A 15,411-nucleotide genomic window follows, 5' to 3' on the forward strand; every position below is an offset into this window, starting at 1 on the left:
TCAGTGCTGTTTTCCCTTAGTCAGGATGCGGGTGGCCAGATCATCGAAATCATGGGCGAGGCGGTCATTGATGCTGTCGAACCAGCTGAGCGCCATGGATGCGGGGATCGCCACGGCCATGCCTGCTGCCGTGGTGAGAAGCGCCTCCCAGATGCCGCCCGCCAGCGCTGACGGATCTGCGCGGGCACCGCTGTCCTGCAGCGCCTGAAAGGCGTCGATCATGCCCAGAACGGTGCCGAGAAGGCCCACCAAGGGCGCGATCGTGGCAATGAGGTCAAGTGCGCGCAAGCCGCTGCCTGCATCCATCAAGGCACCTCGGGCAACGCGGGCGGTTTCATCGCGGGCATCGTCGCTGTGCAATCTGCGATCCGCCTGCATCGCGGCTTTGACCACCCGCGCGCGCAAGCCTTTGCGGTGCTGGATGCTGGACAGGGCTGCATCGTGCTGGCCCTTCTGCCAAAGCGCGACCGCCTTTTCGCTTGCGCTGCGCCGCCATGCCCCCATGAGAGACAAGCGCCAGAGTTTCCACAGGATCAGACCGAGGGTGACCACGCTCAGACCCGCAATCACCCAGAGCGCAGGGCCGCCGATGTTCAAGAAGGCGATGATCTTGGTCATGTGAGCACTCCCAGGGGCTGAATGATAGGGCCGTGCGGCGTGTCCAGAACCTCTGCCTGAAGCCGAAAGACCTGCGCCAGAAGGTCGGGCCTCAGCACATCGCGGGGGGATCCGTCTGCAATGATGCGACCTGCGCCCATCAGGATCAGCCGCGTGCAATAGCGCCCCGCAAGCGACAGGTCGTGCAGGGAGGTGAGCACCGCGCGGCCCTCTTGCGCAAGGGCCTCGAACACCTGAAGCGTGGCGATCTGGGCTGCTGGGTCGAGCCCGGCAATGGGCTCATCCGCCATCAAAAGCGGTGTGTCCTGCGCCAGGGTGCGGGCGATCAGCACGCGGGCCTGTTCGCCGCCCGACAAGGCGGTCGCAAGACGGGCGCGGTAGGTTTGCAGGCCCATGCGAGTGAGGGCGGCGTCGACGGCGCTCTTGTCCGTCGGCGAGAGCGACGCTCCCCTTGCAAGGTAAGGTAGTCGGCCAAGGGCCACGATGCGTTCGACCGACATCGGCCACGCAATTTCGCGGTTCTGCGGCAGCCATGCGGCTTGGGCGGCGCGTTTGTGTGCCGGCAGGGCGGCAAGGGTGCTTGTGCCTTCGAAGGGCAGCAAGCCAAGTGCGCCGCGCAGCAGCGATGTCTTGCCCGCGCCATTGGGGCCGATCAGGCCAACACATTCGCCGGGACTGATGGCGAAGGACGCATTATCCACCACAGGACATTCGCCGCGCCGGACAGTGAGGTTCTGCACGGTGAGGAGGGTCACGCGATCTCCCTCCGTGTCTTGTATATAAGGTGCAGGAACAGCGGTGCGCCGATCAGAGCCATGACCACGCCCAGTTTCAGGTCTCGGTCGGGCAGGATCAGTCGGGTGGTCAGGTCAGCGGCCAGAACCATCGCGGCTCCGCCAAGGGCCGAGGCCCAGAGCAGGGTCGACGGGCGGCCATGGGCAAAGCGGCGCAGGATGTGCGGGACGACCAAACCGACAAAGCCTACGGCCCCGGCCACGGCGGTGGCGGCACCAACAGCGGCGGCGGTGCCCAGCAGGAGTTGCAGGCGCAGGCGGGAGAGCGAGATGCCAAGGGCTTCGGCGGCATCTTCCCCCAATGTCAGCGCATCAAGGCCCCGGCCAAGGCCTGCCAGCAAGATCCAGCCCAGTGCCATGATCGGCAGGGCCAGCCAGACATGGCTCATGGCGCGGTTGGCGACCGAACCCATCAACCAGAACATGATCTCGGATGCGGCATAGGGGTTGGGCGACAGGTTCAAAGTCAGCGAGGTCAGTGCTGCGGCAAAGGCGGACACCGCGATGCCTGCAAGGATCAGGGTCAGCGACGACCCGCGCGGACCGGCGAGCAATAGGATCAGCCCGACCGCCAGAGCGGCAAAGGCAAGTGCTGCGATTGGCAGCGCCAGCAGGAACGCGGCGGCAAGCCCGGTCTGCAAGGCGATCACAGCGCCAAGTGCAGCAGCGCCCGACACGCCGATCAGGCCCGGTTCCGCGAGGGGGTTGCGCAGATAGCCCTGCATCGCCGCTCCGGACAGGCCAAGCGACACGCCGACCATCGCCGCCAAAAGCGCGCGGGGCAGGCGAATGTCCTGCATGATGGTCACGTAAAGCGGATTGCCTTGGCCGAACAGCGCAGCCAATCCTTCGGGGACAGAGATCGCCGCATAGCCGACAAAGAGCGATGCAAGAAACATCCCTCCTGTCAAAACCACCAGCGCACCAAAGAGCTTCACCGCTCTGCCTCCCGCGCATCGAACATATCAAGCCTTCGGGCACGCCCAAAGACGGTGACTGTCACCACACCGGAGTACCGTCACATCCCGCGCACCCCGCGCGAGTGTAGGGTGATCTGTCACGGCAGGTCTCCTGACTTGCGGGTCGGGGCGTGTGTCGGGCCTTCCCGGTTTCCCAGTGGCATGTGCCGAACACGCTCGCCGCTTACAGTTGCGGGGGCAGTCGTGGGATTTCACCACGTTCCCTTTTCACCGGGGGTTGCCCGGACCATGACTTCTTTGGGGTACATCCGGGCAGAACGCATTGCAAGCTTTGCTGATCCCTGGTCGGGCGTGGGCCAGCTATGGGAAAGCATGGGATCGCGCATGGGAAAGTATGGGACGGATCGTCTGCGCCCTGTGCGACATGTCGAATCACACGGGTGATTCGGCTGGATTCTTGGGGAAAATGGGCAGATTCTCGGTGTGGAAACCTTACGGATTACCGATGTTCTTGGTTTGTTTGTTTCGTATGTGGGAATTTATGGGCAAGTATGTTTCGCACGGGCTGGCTCTAGATATTGTGGTTTTAGGTTTGCCGTGTGGTCTATTTTGGACCAGTGGAGCTGATTTCCCACTACATGCGGTTTCCGGATGCGCGTTGAGGCAACATCTAGATGCGGATTCCCATAAAAAACTGTTGCCACCCATGTTTTCCCATGGCATCCCTATCTCACGAGATGAGAGCAGGAACAGCAAACGAGGCGACACAGACCTCGACGCGGTATCCAAACAATAAAAAAAGCAGGTTTCATACAGGCACCCGCTTTCATCGAACACAGAGATCCGGCGCGCGGGCGAGCAGACATCCCCCCAGGTGGCGCGCGCAGTCGGACTTCCCGGAAACGGGACACGGACGGCGGGTTGATCAGTGGCAGCAGATCAACCCGCCGTTTCCGTTTCCAGGGACAAGAGGCATGAGAGGACCAGTAGGGCAGTGACCCGGAGACTGAGGTTCAGAGGCGAAAGTCATCACAAGGTTGATGGCAAAGGCAGGGTGTCCATCCCGGCCTCGTTTCGTCGTGTCCTCGAAGCGGGCGATCCCGGTTTTACCGAAGGTCTGAACCCCGAGCTGGTCATTGTCTACGGCGACACGCGCCGGAAATACCTAGAATGTTACACGGTCGAGGCCATCGAAGAAGTCGACTCCAAGATCGAAGCGCTCCCACGGGGATCGGTCGAGCGCAAGATGCTGCAACGTCTGTTCAACGGGCAGTCCCATGCAACCAGTGTGGACGAGACCGGGCGTCTGGTGCTGCCGGCCAAACTGCGCGAGAAGATCGGGCTGACGTCCGAGGCGTTCTTCATCGGGGCAGGTGATACCTTCCAGATCTGGGACCCCGAAACCTTTGAGGCCGAAGAGCAGGCCGCGACCGACGAGTGGCTGGATGAGCTGCCCGACGATGTCGACCCGCTCATCTTCCTGGATCAGCAGCCGGGGGGCTGATCGGATATGTCTGCTGCCGCTGCCTCCCCTTCGACCGACCCGCACATCCCCGTCCTTCTTGCTCCGCTCTTACGGGCGGTGGCGCCGGTGGCTGGCGTTTGGGTTGATGGCACCTTTGGTGCGGGTGGCTATGCGCGCGGGTTGATCGAGGCCGGGGCTGACAAGGTCATTGGGATCGACCGCGATCCGCTGGCTCATGATATGGCGGCGGCGTGGTTGCCAGAATTTGGCGGCCGGATCGAATTGCACCGCGCCAATTTCGCCGAGATGGATCAGATCGCGTCTGATGTGGACGGGGTTGTGTTGGATCTGGGTGTGTCGTCGATGCAGCTCGACCTCGCAGAGCGGGGGTTTTCCTTCATGAAGGATGGCCCGCTGGACATGCGGATGGGGCAGGATGGCCCGTCCGCGGCGGATATCGTCAACACGGCTGATGAGTTCGATATTGCGGACATTCTCTATACCTACGGCGAAGAACGCGCCTCGCGCCGGATCGCAAAGGCGATCGTGGCCGCGCGCAAGGTGGCGCCGATCACGCGGACTCTTGAGCTGACCCGGATCGTCGAATCCTGTCTGCCACGTCCCAAGCCGGGTCAATCGCACCCGGCCACGCGCAGTTTTCAGGCGCTGCGGATCGCGGTGAATGATGAGTATGGCGCGTTGATGCAGGGGTTGATGGCGGCAGAACGGGCTTTGAAGCCCGGCGGTTTGCTGGCCGTGGTGAGCTTCCATTCGGTCGAGGACCGGATGGTCAAGCGGTTCCTGCAGGCGCGGGGCGGGCAGGCGGGGCGGGCCAACCGCTATGCGCCCGAGATCGAAGCCGAAACCCCCGCATTCGAGATCGTGACCCGCAAAGCGGTGGGTCCGGATGATGATGAACTGGCGATCAACCCGCGATCCCGCTCGGCCAAGCTGCGCGTGGCGCGGCGCACCGATGCCGCTGCGGGTGACATTGATGCCGGGCAGATCGCCTTGCCCTTGTTGAAGGAGGATCGTTGATGCGGTCGCTGCTGTATGTCCTGACCTTCCTGACCGTGATCGCCGCTGCGTTCTGGGCGTACCACGAGAATTACAAGACGCAGGCCGCGCTGGGCGAGGCGCAATCCGTGCGCAGCGACATTGCGGATGCGCGGGCGCGGCTGGCGGTGTTGCGGGCGGAATGGGCCTATCTCAATCGGCCAGACCGGCTGCGTGATCTGGCCGAGGTGAATTTCGAGCGTCTGGGTCTGATGCCGCTGGAGCCGGACCAGTTCGGACGGGTGGACCAGATCGCCTATCCGCAGCCGCCTGAATTGCCGATCACCGATCCGGTTGAGATTTCAAGTGCAGGAGCCCAGGAGCAAGAGCCATGATCCGCACGCCGCTGCGCCCTCTGGCGCGAATCCTCGATGCCCGCCGCAAAGGCGAAAACCCCGATGCCATCGAACGCGAGAACCTGCGCATTCGCCATGAGCAGATGCGTGACAAGGCGCGGTCGCGGGCCGAGGGGCGGCTTTTGGTGATGGCGGTGATGTTCTTTTGTGCCTTCGGTGTGATCGGGGCGCGGATGGGAACATTGGCGGCCTCCGAGCCGGAAGAGCCGCGCGCGCAGGCGACAGGCGCGTCGATCATCGCGAGCAGGGCCGATATCGTGGACCGTCAGGGGCGCATTCTGGCGACCAATATGGAGACCTTCTCGCTTTATGCGCATCCGCATCAGATGGTCGATCCGAACCGGACTGCAGCCGAATTGGTCAAGATTTTTCCGGAGCTTGACGAAGAACGTTTGCGCAAAGATTTCACTGGGCCCCGTAAATTCATGTGGGTACGCAAAAAACTGAGCCCTGAGCAAAAACAAAAGGTGCATGACATTGGGGAGCCCGGACTGCTGTTTGGGCCGCGTGAAATGCGGCTTTATCCCAATGGCGCGCTGGCATCGCATGTGCTTGGCGGGGCAAGCTTTGGTCGCGAAGGTGTTCATTCTGCTGAAGTTATCGGAACAGCAGGGATCGAAAAGTTCTTTGACGAGGAACTGCGCGATCCGGCCCGTGAAGGTGCGCCTTTGGAGTTGTCCCTGGACCTGACCATCCAGGCGGCGACCGAACGGGTGTTGCTGGGTGGAATGAAGCTGATGAACGCCAAGGGGGCGGCCAGCGTTCTGATGGATGTCTACACTGGCGAAGTGATCGCGATTGCGTCCCTCCCGGATTTCGATCCGAACGACCGGCCGCGTCCGTTGACGCAAGGCGAGGCCGCCGACAGTCCGCTTTTCAACCGCGCGGTACAGGGCGTTTATGAGCTTGGATCGACGTTCAAGATCTTTGCGTCGGCGCAGGCGCTCGAGCTTGGGTTGGTGAACCCGAACACGGTGATCGACACCTCTCCTCCGATGCGGGTGAACAATCACCCGATCCGCGAATTCAACAACAAGAATTACGGGGCTTTGACGGTGTCTGACATCATCGTCAAAAGCTCGAACCGTGGAACTGGCAAACTTGCCCTGCAAATCGGCAAGGCACGGCAGCAGGAATTCCTGAAGTCGCTCGGCTTTTTCGAACCGGTGCCGTTCGAGATGATCGAAGCGAAGGGCGGGCAGCCCTTGTTGCCGCCACGTTGGGCCGACATTTCGACCGTGACCGTTTCCTATGGCCACGGCATCAGCACGACCCCGCTGCATCTGGCCGCAGGGTATGCTGCGCTGGCCAATGGTGGGTATTACGTGCAGCCCACGCTTCTCAAACAGGACGGTCCGCGCCTCGGTCCGCGCGTCGTGAGCGAAAGAACCGCCGCGCAATCCGTTGAGATGCTGCGGAAAGTCGTGACGGAAGGCACCGCCAGTTTCGGCGAGGTGCCGGGGTATTCGGTCGCGGGCAAGACCGGCACGGCCGACAAGCCCAGAGCCAACGGTCGCGGGTATTACGACGACAAGGTGATCAACACCTTCGCGTCGGTCTTTCCGTCCAACAACCCGAAATACGTTCTGATCGTTACGCTGGACGAGCCTGTGGAGACCAGCGGCACCAAGCCGCGCCGCACGGCAGGATGGACGGCTGTTCCTGTGGCGGCCGAAATGATCCGTCGCGTCGCCCCTCTTCTGGGCTTGCGCCCGGAGGTCGAAACACGGCAATTGACGGGCATCATCAACACCTCGAACTGAGGGCGATTGCCCCGGTCGCGGGGCATAGAACACGAGGGGGTCGTCATGGCAGCAAAGGGCAAAAGCCTGAGTGAGCTGGGTCTGACGGCGCGCGGCGGCGCGGATGCGATTGTCACCGGGCTTGCCGTGGACAGCCGGGATGTCAAAGAGGGATACCTCTTTGCTGCCCTGCCGGGCACCAAGATGCATGGCGGAGAATTCATCCAATATGCGTTGCGCATGGGCGCTGCGGCGATCCTGACGGATGTGGACGGCGCCGAGATTGCCAAAGAAGAGCTCGCAGGGTCGACCGCAGCGGTGGTGATCGCTGCCGATCCGCGCCAGACTCTGGCGTTCTGCGCGGCCCTTTGGTTCGAACAGCAGCCTGACACGGTGGTGGCCGTGACTGGCACCAACGGCAAGACAAGTGTTGCCAGTTTCGTGCGCCGGATCTGGCAGTTGCTGGGCATTCCGGCGGTCAACCTTGGGACAACCGGCGTTGAAGGCGACTGGCAAGCGCCGCTCATGCACACCACTCCCGAACCAATCACGCTGCATCGCGCTTTGGCGGCGGCAGCGGATGCCGGGATCGACCATGCCGCGATGGAGGCGTCCTCGCATGGCTTGGCGCAGCGGCGGCTGGATGGCGTGAACCTGCGTGCAGCGGGGTTCACCAATTTCACCCAAGACCATCTGGATTACCACGACAGTTTCGAGGCGTATTTTGACGCGAAGGCTGGGCTCTTTGCGCGTGTGCTGCCCGAGGACGGGATCGCGGTGATCAATATCGACGATGCGCGCGGTGTGGATATGCTGGCGATCGCGCGGGCGCGGGGGCAGGAGACCATGACCGTCGGGCGGGACACGGGTGCCGATATGGTGCTGCTGGGTCAGCGCTTTGATGCCACCGGGCAGGATGTGCGGATCAAGTTTGGCGGCGAGACTTTTCAGACCCGGCTGAACCTCGTGGGTGGATTTCAGGCGGAAAACGTCATGGTTGCCGTCGGTCTGGTCATCGCGAGCGGCGTGACGCCGGATCGGGTGTTCGCGGTCCTGCCCGAACTGGAAACCGTGCGGGGACGGATGCAGCTGGCGGCGACGCGCAGCAATGGCGCGGCGGTCTATGTGGATTACGCGCATACGCCGGATGCGGTGGCCACCGCCTGTCAGGCGATCCGACCCCATGTTATGGGCCGTCTGGTGGCGATCATCGGCGCAGGCGGCGACCGCGACCCCGGCAAGCGACCCTTGATGGGGGCGGCGGCGGCTGAATTTGCCGATCAGGTGATCGTCACCGACGACAACCCGCGCAGCGAAGACCCGGCGTTGATCCGCGCGGCGGTGCTTGAAGGTGCGCCCGAGGCGACCGAAGTGGGCGACCGGGCCGAAGCGATCCTGCGTGGTGTGGATGCGGTGGGTCCGGGCGATGCGCTGCTGATCTGCGGCAAGGGGCATGAGACCGGGCAGATCGTGGGTGACACGGTCTATCCGTTTGACGATGTGGAACAGGCCAGCGTGGCAGTTGCGGCTTTGGACGGGAAATTGGCATGACGCTTTGGACAAGCGCAGAGGCGGCAGAAGCGACGGGCGGTCGGGTGACCGGGGATTGGGCGGCAACGGGCGTGTCCATCGATACGCGTACGATCCAACCGGGAGACCTGTTTGTGGCGCTCAAGGCGGCGCGGGACGGGCATGATTTCGTCGCACAGGCGTTGGAGAAGGGTGCCGCAGCTGCCTTGGTGTCCCGTGTGCCCGAGGGTGTGGCCGAGGATGCGCCGCTTCTGATCGTGGACGATGTGCAGGCAGGGCTGGAGGCTTTGGGTCGTGCCTCGCGGGCGCGGACAAAGGCCAAGGTGGTTGGCGTGACCGGGTCGGTCGGCAAGACCTCGACCAAAGAGATGTTGCGCACGGTTCTGGCCTCGCACGGCAAGGTTCATGCGGCTGAGGCGAGCTATAACAACCATTGGGGTGTGCCGCTGACGCTGGCGCGTATGCCACGCGACACCGAATTCGCGGTGATCGAGATCGGCATGAATCACCCTGGCGAGATTGCTCCGCTGAGCCGCATGGCGCGGCCGCATGTTGCGATGGTCACGATCGTCGCCCCAGCCCATCTTGAGGCATTCGAGAGTATCGAGGGGATCGCGCACGAGAAAGCATCGATCTTTGAAGGTCTGGAACCGGGCGGGACCGCCGTGTTCAATGGCGACCTGAAGACCAGTCCGATCCTGCGCGACACCGCTGCGAAATATGCGAAAAATCTGATTTCATTCGGGGAAAGCAAGACCGCCCATCATCGCGCGACAACGGTCACGGCCCATGAAGATTCGATTGTGGTGGTCGGGCGCGCGTGGCGGGCGCCGGTTCTGTTCAAGGTGAACACGGCTGGACGGCATTTCGGGGTCAATGGCATGGGTGTCATTGCCGTGGCCTCGGCGCTCCGTTTGGATCGGGCACTGGTGTGTAACGATCTGGGCAGGTGGCTGCCGGGTGCCGGGCGCGGGGCTCATGTGACCGTCACGCTGGACGAGGCCAACCCCAATGCAACGCTGTCGCTGTTCGACGATGCCTATAACGCCAATCCGGCTTCGGTAGCGGCGGCGCTCGAGATCCTCGCGGCGGCTCCGGTTCAGAACGATGTGGGCCGGGTCAGCAAGGGCCGGCGGATTGCAGTGCTGGGCGACATGAAAGAGCTTGGTCCGACCGGACCAGAGCTGCATGCAGCCTTGGCCGATCTTGACGCGACCAAGGCCTTGGACAAGGTGCATTGCGTCGGGCACCTGATGCGGCACCTCCATGATGCGCTGCCGGACGAACAGCGAGGCCTGTGGTTCGAGTCGTCCGACGATATGGCTTCGCGGCTTCCCCGCCAGCTTGATGCTGGGGATGTGGTGATGGTGAAGGGATCGCTGTCGATGCGGCTGGCGCGTGTGGTTGACGCCATCCGCAATATGAGCCAAGGCAGCGCGCGCGACGAGGCGGAAGGATGAAAAGTTCATGTTGTTTTGGTTGACCGCACTGTCGGACGGGGGGGACTTCTTCAACCTCTTTCGCTATATCACGTTCCGCGCCGGGGGCGCGTTTCTGACCGCGCTGATCTTTGGCTTCCTGTTTGGGCGGCCGCTGATCAACGTGTTGCGCAAACGGCAAGGCAAGGGTCAGCCGATCCGCAGCGACGGACCCGAGGGGCATTTTTCCAAGGCAGGTACGCCGACCATGGGGGGGTTGTTGATCGTTGGCGCGCTGCTGACATCAACGCTCTTGTGGGCACGGCTGGACAACCCGTTCGTATGGATGGTGCTGTTTGTCACCATGAGTTTTGCGCTGATTGGCTTTGCCGATGACTATGCCAAGGTGAAAAAGCAGAATACCGCAGGTGTGTCCGGTAAGGTTCGGCTTTTGCTGGGGTTTCTGATCGCGGCGATCGCAGGTTACTGGGCGGCGCAATACCATCCCGAAGAGCTGACGAACCAGTTGGCGTTCCCGGTGTTCAAGGACACGCTGCTCAACCTTGGGTATCTCTTTGTGCCCTTTGCCGTGATCGTGATCGTCGGTGCGGCCAATGCGGTGAACCTGACGGACGGGCTTGACGGTTTGGCGATCATGCCGGTGATGATCGCGGCGGGCACGCTGGGCGTGATTGCCTATGCGGTGGGCCGCGTCGACTTCACCGAATATCTGGACGTGCATTACGTGCCCGGCACAGGCGAGATCCTGATCTTTACCGCCGGGTTGTTCGGCGGAGGCCTTGGGTTCCTGTGGTACAACGCGCCGCCGGCTGCGGTGTTCATGGGGGATACCGGGTCTTTGGCGCTGGGCGGTGCCTTGGGCGCGATTGCGGTGGCGACAAAGCACGAGATCGTGTTGGCCATTGTTGGCGGCTTGTTCGTGGTCGAGGCGCTGTCCGTGATCATCCAGGTTCTCTACTTCAAACGGACCGGCAAGCGCGTGTTCCTCATGGCGCCGATCCATCACCACTACGAGAAAAAGGGCTGGGCCGAGCCGCAGATCGTGATCCGGTTCTGGATCATCTCGCTCATTCTGGCACTGATCGGGTTGGCGACGCTGAAGGTGCGCTAGGCGCTCAATCCAAAAAGTGGAAACCGGTTTTCGGATTGAGCGCAATAGAATTGCGCTCAGGGTTTCTCGTCCTTACGCCTTCGGCGACGTCCTCGGGTGTGTGATGTCGTGACGCTTTGGCCGGGCGGTGCGCCTGTTGCGGCGGTGCATTTGCGTATTTGGAAAGAGAAGAAGTCAGGACTCGCATTTCGCACGACTGTCAACTAAAGTTGACATGTTGCTGCGTGGAGAGTCTGACATGGATGGTGGTCGTATCGGCCTGACGGTGCCTGAAATCGGTGGCGCGCCCCGGTCGGGACTTTGTACCGATTGCGGTGTGTCGCGGATGGGCGATGGCCGTGCCTGTGGGAAAGCCTGCCAGTTCATTCAGCCGGATTACGAGAGCCTTGAACGGTCTGTGCATGGGCGGATTGCTGGCACGGGTGACGAGGCGTTTTTTGGTGTGGCGCAGGCCATGTACCGCGCGCGGCTGGAGCCTGCCGCCGAGGGCGCGCAGTGGACTGGGTTGACCACCGGATTGGCCGCAGAATTGCTGCGGGCCGGGGCGGTGGATGCGGTACTGGCGACCGCGCCTGATCCGCTGGATCGTTGGAAGCCCATGCCTGTGATCGTGACGGAGGCCGAGGAGATGGCGCAGTGCCGGGGCATGCGGATGGGCTTTGGGCCACTTCTGGCGCTGCTTGAGCCTGCACGTGCGGCCGGGCATCGGCGGATCGCCGTGGTGGGTGTTCCCTGTCAGGTCTACGCGCTGCGGGCGCTGGAGGCGGAGCTGGGGTTCGACGAGATCACTGTGATCGGTACGCCCTGTTCTGACAACACAACAACCGAGAATTTCCATGCGTTCCTGGCGCGGTTGGACGACAAGCCAGAGACGGTGTCCTATCTGGAGTTTCGCGCGGATTACCGGGTGGAATTGCGCTTCGACGATGGCCGCAAGCCGCGCTTTGTGCCGTTTCTCAAACTGCCGCTGTCGGACCTGCCGGCGGATTTCTTTCCGATGACCTGCAAGACCTGCGTCGATTACACCAACCGGCTCGCGGATATCACTGTGGGCTACATGGGCGGCGATGGCGACCAGTGGCTGATCGTGCGCAATGCGCGCGGTGCGGCGGTGCTGGACCGGCTGGGCGACCGCGTGGTGCGGCGCGATCTGACCGACAAGGGCAAGCGCGAGGCGGCGGTCAAGGGCTTCATGGTCAATACGGAACGCGCGGCAGGCGGGTTGCCGTTGCGGCGGATGCCCGATTGGGTGCGGCCCATTGTGGCGTGGTTGCAGCCGCGCACCGGGCCTCGTGGATTAGAGTTTGCCCGCGCGCGGGTCGAAATGAAGGCGATCGAGACGATATTGCACCTCAGGCGGGCACATCCGGCGCGGATCAAGAACATGGTGCCCCCCCATGTCTGGCGCGTTGCCGCCCGCTATGGTCTGCTCCCCGACAAGGACGAAACGCGCAGTTAGGCCAAAGGCCAGATTGCACGGAATATCAACGCGCGTTAGGGAGGGGCGCAGATCAAGGAAGACGGCCCATGACACGCATTGCCCATATCGAACTGGACGACGGCAATCTGCCCCCGCCCACGCCTGAGATCGAACAGGAACGCCGCGTGGCGATGTTCGACCTGATGGAGCACAACACGTTTGAACTGCCCGACCGCGACGGACGTCCGGTTCCACAGGGTCCCTATAACGTCGGGTTGTCGATCCGGGACAAACGATTGGTCTTTGATGTAACCACCGAAAGCCATGAAAAGGCGGCGGAATTTCACCTGTCGCTGTCGCCGTTCCGGCAGGTGGTCAAGGACTATTTCCAGATCTGCAAATCCTATTTCGACGCGGTGAAAACCCTGCCGCCCAGCCAGATCGAGACCATCGACATGGCGCGACGCGGTATTCACAACGAAGGCGCGCGCATTCTGCAGGAACGGCTCGACGGCAAAGTGAAGGTGGATGACGACACCGCACGGCGCCTGTTCACTCTGGTCTGCGTCCTGCATTTCGGGGGCTGAGGTTTGAAAGCGCTGCCGCAGTCGATTCTGTTTTGCTGCGATCACAATGCGGTTCGGTCTCCCATGGCCGAGGGGATCATGAAGAAGCTCTATGGCTTCGAGACCTATGTGCAATCGGTCGGCGTGATGAACGACCTTGAAATCGACGGCTTCGCCATTTCGGTCTGCAAAGAGATCGGGGTGGAGATGAGCCGCCATCGGTCGCGGTCTTTCGACGAGTTGGAAGAGAATGGTGAGGCGCTGTCCGGGTTCGATCTGATCGTGGCCTTGTCACCCGCTTCGCAACGGCGGGCGCTGGATCTGACGCGGTTCTATCATCTGACGGTGGAATACTGGCCGATCATGGACCCCACGGGGCTGGGCGAGACGCGCGAGCAAAAGCTCAATTCCTATCGGCAGACGCGGGACCAGCTGGTGGATCACTTGAAACGCAAATGGGGAGGGCAGCTATGAGCCGCGCCACAATCGAGCGATATTTTGATGCGTTCAACCGCAAGGACATTGCGGGCATGCTGGACTGCCTGACCGAGGACGTGGCGCATCATGTGAACGAGGGCAATGTGCGGATCGGCCGCGCGGCGTTCGAAGAGTTCTGCGGGCATATGGCGCGGTGCTATGACGAAACGCTGACCGAGATGGTGGTGTTTGTCGCTGAAGATGGCGCGCGCGGCGCGGCAGAATACATGGTGAACGGCACCTATCTGACTACGGATGCCGGGCTGCCTGAGGCCAAAGGGCAGGGCTATCGCCTACCTGCCGGGTCGTTCTTTTCGCTGACCGATGGCAAGATCAGCCGCGTCGTGACCTATTACAACCTCAGCGACTGGATCAAACAGGTCTCGTGATGCGGATCGAGGCACTGACCGGAGAGGCGCTGGACGCGGCTCTGGACGATGTGGCGGGGCTGCGCATACGGGTGTTTCGGGACTGGCCGTATCTTTATGACGGCGATCTGGACTATGAGCGCGGGTATCTGGAGACCTATCGGACCTCGGATGCGGCGATCCTTGTGGGCGCGTTTGATGGCACTCGGTTGGTCGGTGCGGCGACCGGCACGCCGATGGCGGATCACGCCGATGATTTTGCGGCTGCCTTTGACGGAACCGGACTGGCGCTGAACGACATCTTCTATTGTGCCGAGTCGGTTCTTTTGCCGGAGTATCGCGGGCGTGGTGTAGGCCACCGATTCTTTGATCTGCGCGAGGCGCATGGTCGCGGCCTGGGGGCCAAGGTGTCGGCCTTTTGCGGGGTGGTGCGGCCTCTGGATCATCCGTTACGGCCGGACGGGTATCGGCCCTTGGATGGGTTCTGGCGCAAGCGCGGATATGCGCCGCTGGATGGGGCCATCGCGTGGTTTTCGTGGAAGGACGTCGACCAGACCGAGGCAACGCGGAAGCCGTTGCAGGTCTGGACACGGGCGTTGACGGAGGATGAGAGATGAAAGTTGCCGCTGCAGCCTATCCGATGGATTTTTTCAATTCTTGGAAGGCTTACGAAGAAAAGCTGACACGTTGGGTGAGCGAGGCGGCGGGTGCCGGTGCCGACCTTCTGGTGTTCCCGGAATACGGTGCGATGGAGTTGGCGACGCTTGCCGGGCGCGATGTGGCGCTGGATCTGGAGGCGTCGCTCAGGGCGGTGTCGGATCGGATCCCGGAGGCGGATGCGCTGCATGCCAAACTGGCGCAGGAGTTTGGGGTATACATCCTTGCGGCCTCTGCCCCGGTGTTCGACCCGGAGCTTGGGGCGCGTCCCGTGAATCGCGCCCGATTCTTTGCGCCGGATGGCAGTATGGACCATCAGGACAAGCAGATCATGACGCGATTCGAACGTGAGGAGTGGGGTGTCGTTGCGGGTGGGCCGCTGCATATGTTCGAAACGGCACTGGGCCGGATCGGTATCCTGATCTGCTATGACAGCGAGTTCCCGCTGCTGGGGCGTGCGATGGCCGAGGCGGATCTGATCCTTGTGCCAAGCTGTACCGAAGCGCTGACCGGGTATTCGCGGGTGCGGATCGGGGCGATGGCGCGGGCGTTGGAGAATCAGTGCGTTACGATCATGTCCTCAACTGTCGGTGCCTGCGACTGGTCCGAAGCGGTGGACATGAACACGGGTATGGGCGGCATTTTTGGCCCACCTGATACCGGGTTTCCAGCCACGGGCGTGATCGCAGAAGGCACATTGAACCAGCCCGGTTGGACCTATGCCGATGTCGATCTGGCGCAGATTGCCCATGTGCGTGCGGATGGTGTGGTGCTCAACCGGAAGCACTGGGACGACCAGACGGGACGTGACGTGATTGCCGCAGCGCGGAAACTCGGCTGAATAGGCCTTGATAAATTGGGCGTTTGGCCCCATTTAGTAGCGCGCCTCGCA

16 protein-coding genes and 1 riboswitch are annotated in these 15,411 nt (G+C 62.4%); of the genes, 13 read left to right on the forward strand and 3 right to left on the reverse strand.

What is annotated here, in order from left to right; genetic code table 11:
* The 3 genes from ACMVPR_RS01745 to ACMVPR_RS01755 are packed head-to-tail and all read right to left on the reverse strand — an operon-like array spanning position 1 to position 2,311.
* Positions 1 to 618 (reverse strand): MotA/TolQ/ExbB proton channel family protein, encoded by a 618-nt coding sequence (locus ACMVPR_RS01745; protein WP_416881451.1) that lies wholly within the window; start codon positions 616 to 618, stop codon positions 1 to 3.
* A complete protein-coding gene (locus ACMVPR_RS01750) occupies positions 615 to 1,373 on the reverse strand; it encodes an ABC transporter ATP-binding protein (protein WP_416881452.1) in 759 nt (252 codons plus the stop codon). Before ACMVPR_RS01750 ends, ACMVPR_RS01745 begins: the two co-directional genes overlap by 4 nt.
* The gene (locus tag ACMVPR_RS01755) at positions 1,370 to 2,311 is read right to left on the reverse strand and encodes a FecCD family ABC transporter permease (RefSeq protein ID WP_416884599.1); all 942 of its coding nucleotides are present in this window, start codon (positions 2,309 to 2,311) and stop codon (positions 1,370 to 1,372) included. Before ACMVPR_RS01755 ends, ACMVPR_RS01750 begins: the two co-directional genes overlap by 4 nt.
* A 144-nt stretch (positions 2,312 to 2,455) precedes the next feature.
* Positions 2,456 to 2,638, reverse strand: a riboswitch (cobalamin riboswitch).
* Positions 2,639 to 3,326: 688 nt separating this feature from the next.
* On the opposite strand from ACMVPR_RS01755, the gene mraZ reads away from it, so the two are divergent.
* From mraZ to ACMVPR_RS01820, 13 genes are all read left to right on the forward strand, one after another.
* Positions 3,327 to 3,836 (forward strand): division/cell wall cluster transcriptional repressor MraZ, encoded by a 510-nt coding sequence (gene mraZ / locus ACMVPR_RS01760; protein ID WP_416881453.1) that lies wholly within the window; start codon positions 3,327 to 3,329, stop codon positions 3,834 to 3,836.
* Positions 3,837 to 3,842: 6 nt separating this feature from the next.
* Positions 3,843 to 4,835, forward strand: coding sequence for a 16S rRNA (cytosine(1402)-N(4))-methyltransferase RsmH (gene rsmH, locus ACMVPR_RS01765; RefSeq protein WP_416881454.1), 993 nt, complete (start codon positions 3,843 to 3,845; stop codon positions 4,833 to 4,835).
* Entirely contained in the window at positions 4,835 to 5,188 is a 354-nt protein-coding gene (gene ftsL, locus ACMVPR_RS01770; protein ID WP_300583307.1) for a cell division protein FtsL, read from the forward strand. Before rsmH ends, ftsL begins: the two co-directional genes overlap by 1 nt.
* The gene (locus ACMVPR_RS01775) at positions 5,185 to 6,972 is read left to right on the forward strand and encodes a peptidoglycan D,D-transpeptidase FtsI family protein (protein ID WP_416881455.1); all 1,788 of its coding nucleotides are present in this window, start codon (positions 5,185 to 5,187) and stop codon (positions 6,970 to 6,972) included. The genes ftsL and ACMVPR_RS01775 overlap by 4 nt, the downstream gene beginning before the upstream one ends.
* A 45-nt stretch (positions 6,973 to 7,017) precedes the next feature.
* The gene (locus ACMVPR_RS01780; protein WP_416881456.1) at positions 7,018 to 8,502 is read left to right on the forward strand and encodes a UDP-N-acetylmuramoyl-L-alanyl-D-glutamate--2,6-diaminopimelate ligase; all 1,485 of its coding nucleotides are present in this window, start codon (positions 7,018 to 7,020) and stop codon (positions 8,500 to 8,502) included.
* A complete protein-coding gene (locus tag ACMVPR_RS01785; protein ID WP_416881457.1) occupies positions 8,499 to 9,941 on the forward strand; it encodes a UDP-N-acetylmuramoyl-tripeptide--D-alanyl-D-alanine ligase in 1,443 nt (480 codons plus the stop codon). The genes ACMVPR_RS01780 and ACMVPR_RS01785 overlap by 4 nt, the downstream gene beginning before the upstream one ends.
* A 7-nt stretch (positions 9,942 to 9,948) precedes the next feature.
* Positions 9,949 to 11,031 (forward strand): phospho-N-acetylmuramoyl-pentapeptide-transferase, encoded by a 1,083-nt coding sequence (gene mraY / locus ACMVPR_RS01790; protein WP_292265534.1) that lies wholly within the window; start codon positions 9,949 to 9,951, stop codon positions 11,029 to 11,031.
* 238 nt (positions 11,032 to 11,269) lie between these two features.
* A complete protein-coding gene (locus ACMVPR_RS01795; RefSeq protein WP_416881458.1) occupies positions 11,270 to 12,490 on the forward strand; it encodes a Coenzyme F420 hydrogenase/dehydrogenase, beta subunit C-terminal domain in 1,221 nt (406 codons plus the stop codon).
* A 68-nt stretch (positions 12,491 to 12,558) separates the two neighbouring features.
* The gene (locus ACMVPR_RS01800; protein ID WP_292265538.1) at positions 12,559 to 13,038 is read left to right on the forward strand and encodes a UPF0262 family protein; all 480 of its coding nucleotides are present in this window, start codon (positions 12,559 to 12,561) and stop codon (positions 13,036 to 13,038) included.
* Between the two features lie 3 nt (positions 13,039 to 13,041).
* Positions 13,042 to 13,491, forward strand: a complete 450-nt coding sequence (locus tag ACMVPR_RS01805; protein WP_300583292.1) for a low molecular weight phosphatase family protein — start codon at positions 13,042 to 13,044, stop codon at positions 13,489 to 13,491.
* Entirely contained in the window at positions 13,488 to 13,883 is a 396-nt protein-coding gene (locus ACMVPR_RS01810; protein ID WP_292265542.1) for a ketosteroid isomerase-related protein, read from the forward strand. The genes ACMVPR_RS01805 and ACMVPR_RS01810 overlap by 4 nt, the downstream gene beginning before the upstream one ends.
* The gene (locus ACMVPR_RS01815) at positions 13,883 to 14,479 is read left to right on the forward strand and encodes a GNAT family N-acetyltransferase (protein WP_416881459.1); all 597 of its coding nucleotides are present in this window, start codon (positions 13,883 to 13,885) and stop codon (positions 14,477 to 14,479) included. Before ACMVPR_RS01810 ends, ACMVPR_RS01815 begins: the two co-directional genes overlap by 1 nt.
* Complete coding sequence (locus ACMVPR_RS01820; protein ID WP_416881460.1) at positions 14,476 to 15,360, forward strand: carbon-nitrogen hydrolase family protein; 885 nt, start codon at positions 14,476 to 14,478, stop codon at positions 15,358 to 15,360. The genes ACMVPR_RS01815 and ACMVPR_RS01820 overlap by 4 nt, the downstream gene beginning before the upstream one ends.
* Positions 15,361 to 15,411 lie beyond the last annotated feature (51 nt).

This window comes from Marivita sp. (assembly GCF_048006345.1).
Classification (GTDB): domain Bacteria; phylum Pseudomonadota; class Alphaproteobacteria; order Rhodobacterales; family Rhodobacteraceae; genus Marivita.

Bases quoted from the DNA above. Each gene is read 5' to 3' on its own strand.
- ACMVPR_RS01745 (WP_416881451.1), bottom strand. From the start codon at position 618: ATGACCAAGATCATCGCCTTCTTGAACATCGGCGGCCCTGCGCTCTGG.
- ftsL (WP_300583307.1), top strand. From the start codon at position 4,835: ATGCGGTCGCTGCTGTATGTCCTGACCTTCCTGACCGTGATCGCCGCT.
- ACMVPR_RS01810 (WP_292265542.1), top strand. From the start codon at position 13,488: ATGAGCCGCGCCACAATCGAGCGATATTTTGATGCGTTCAACCGCAAG.
- ACMVPR_RS01820 (WP_416881460.1), top strand. From the start codon at position 14,476: ATGAAAGTTGCCGCTGCAGCCTATCCGATGGATTTTTTCAATTCTTGG.
- ACMVPR_RS01815 (WP_416881459.1), top strand. From the start codon at position 13,883: ATGCGGATCGAGGCACTGACCGGAGAGGCGCTGGACGCGGCTCTGGAC.
- ACMVPR_RS01780 (WP_416881456.1), top strand. From the start codon at position 7,018: ATGGCAGCAAAGGGCAAAAGCCTGAGTGAGCTGGGTCTGACGGCGCGC.
- ACMVPR_RS01795 (WP_416881458.1), top strand. From the start codon at position 11,270: ATGGATGGTGGTCGTATCGGCCTGACGGTGCCTGAAATCGGTGGCGCG.
- mraY (WP_292265534.1), top strand. From the start codon at position 9,949: ATGTTGTTTTGGTTGACCGCACTGTCGGACGGGGGGGACTTCTTCAAC.
- ACMVPR_RS01755 (WP_416884599.1), bottom strand. From the start codon at position 2,311: ATGTTTCTTGCATCGCTCTTTGTCGGCTATGCGGCGATCTCTGTCCCC.
- ACMVPR_RS01800 (WP_292265538.1), top strand. From the start codon at position 12,559: ATGACACGCATTGCCCATATCGAACTGGACGACGGCAATCTGCCCCCG.
- ACMVPR_RS01785 (WP_416881457.1), top strand. From the start codon at position 8,499: ATGACGCTTTGGACAAGCGCAGAGGCGGCAGAAGCGACGGGCGGTCGG.
- ACMVPR_RS01775 (WP_416881455.1), top strand. From the start codon at position 5,185: ATGATCCGCACGCCGCTGCGCCCTCTGGCGCGAATCCTCGATGCCCGC.
- rsmH (WP_416881454.1), top strand. From the start codon at position 3,843: ATGTCTGCTGCCGCTGCCTCCCCTTCGACCGACCCGCACATCCCCGTC.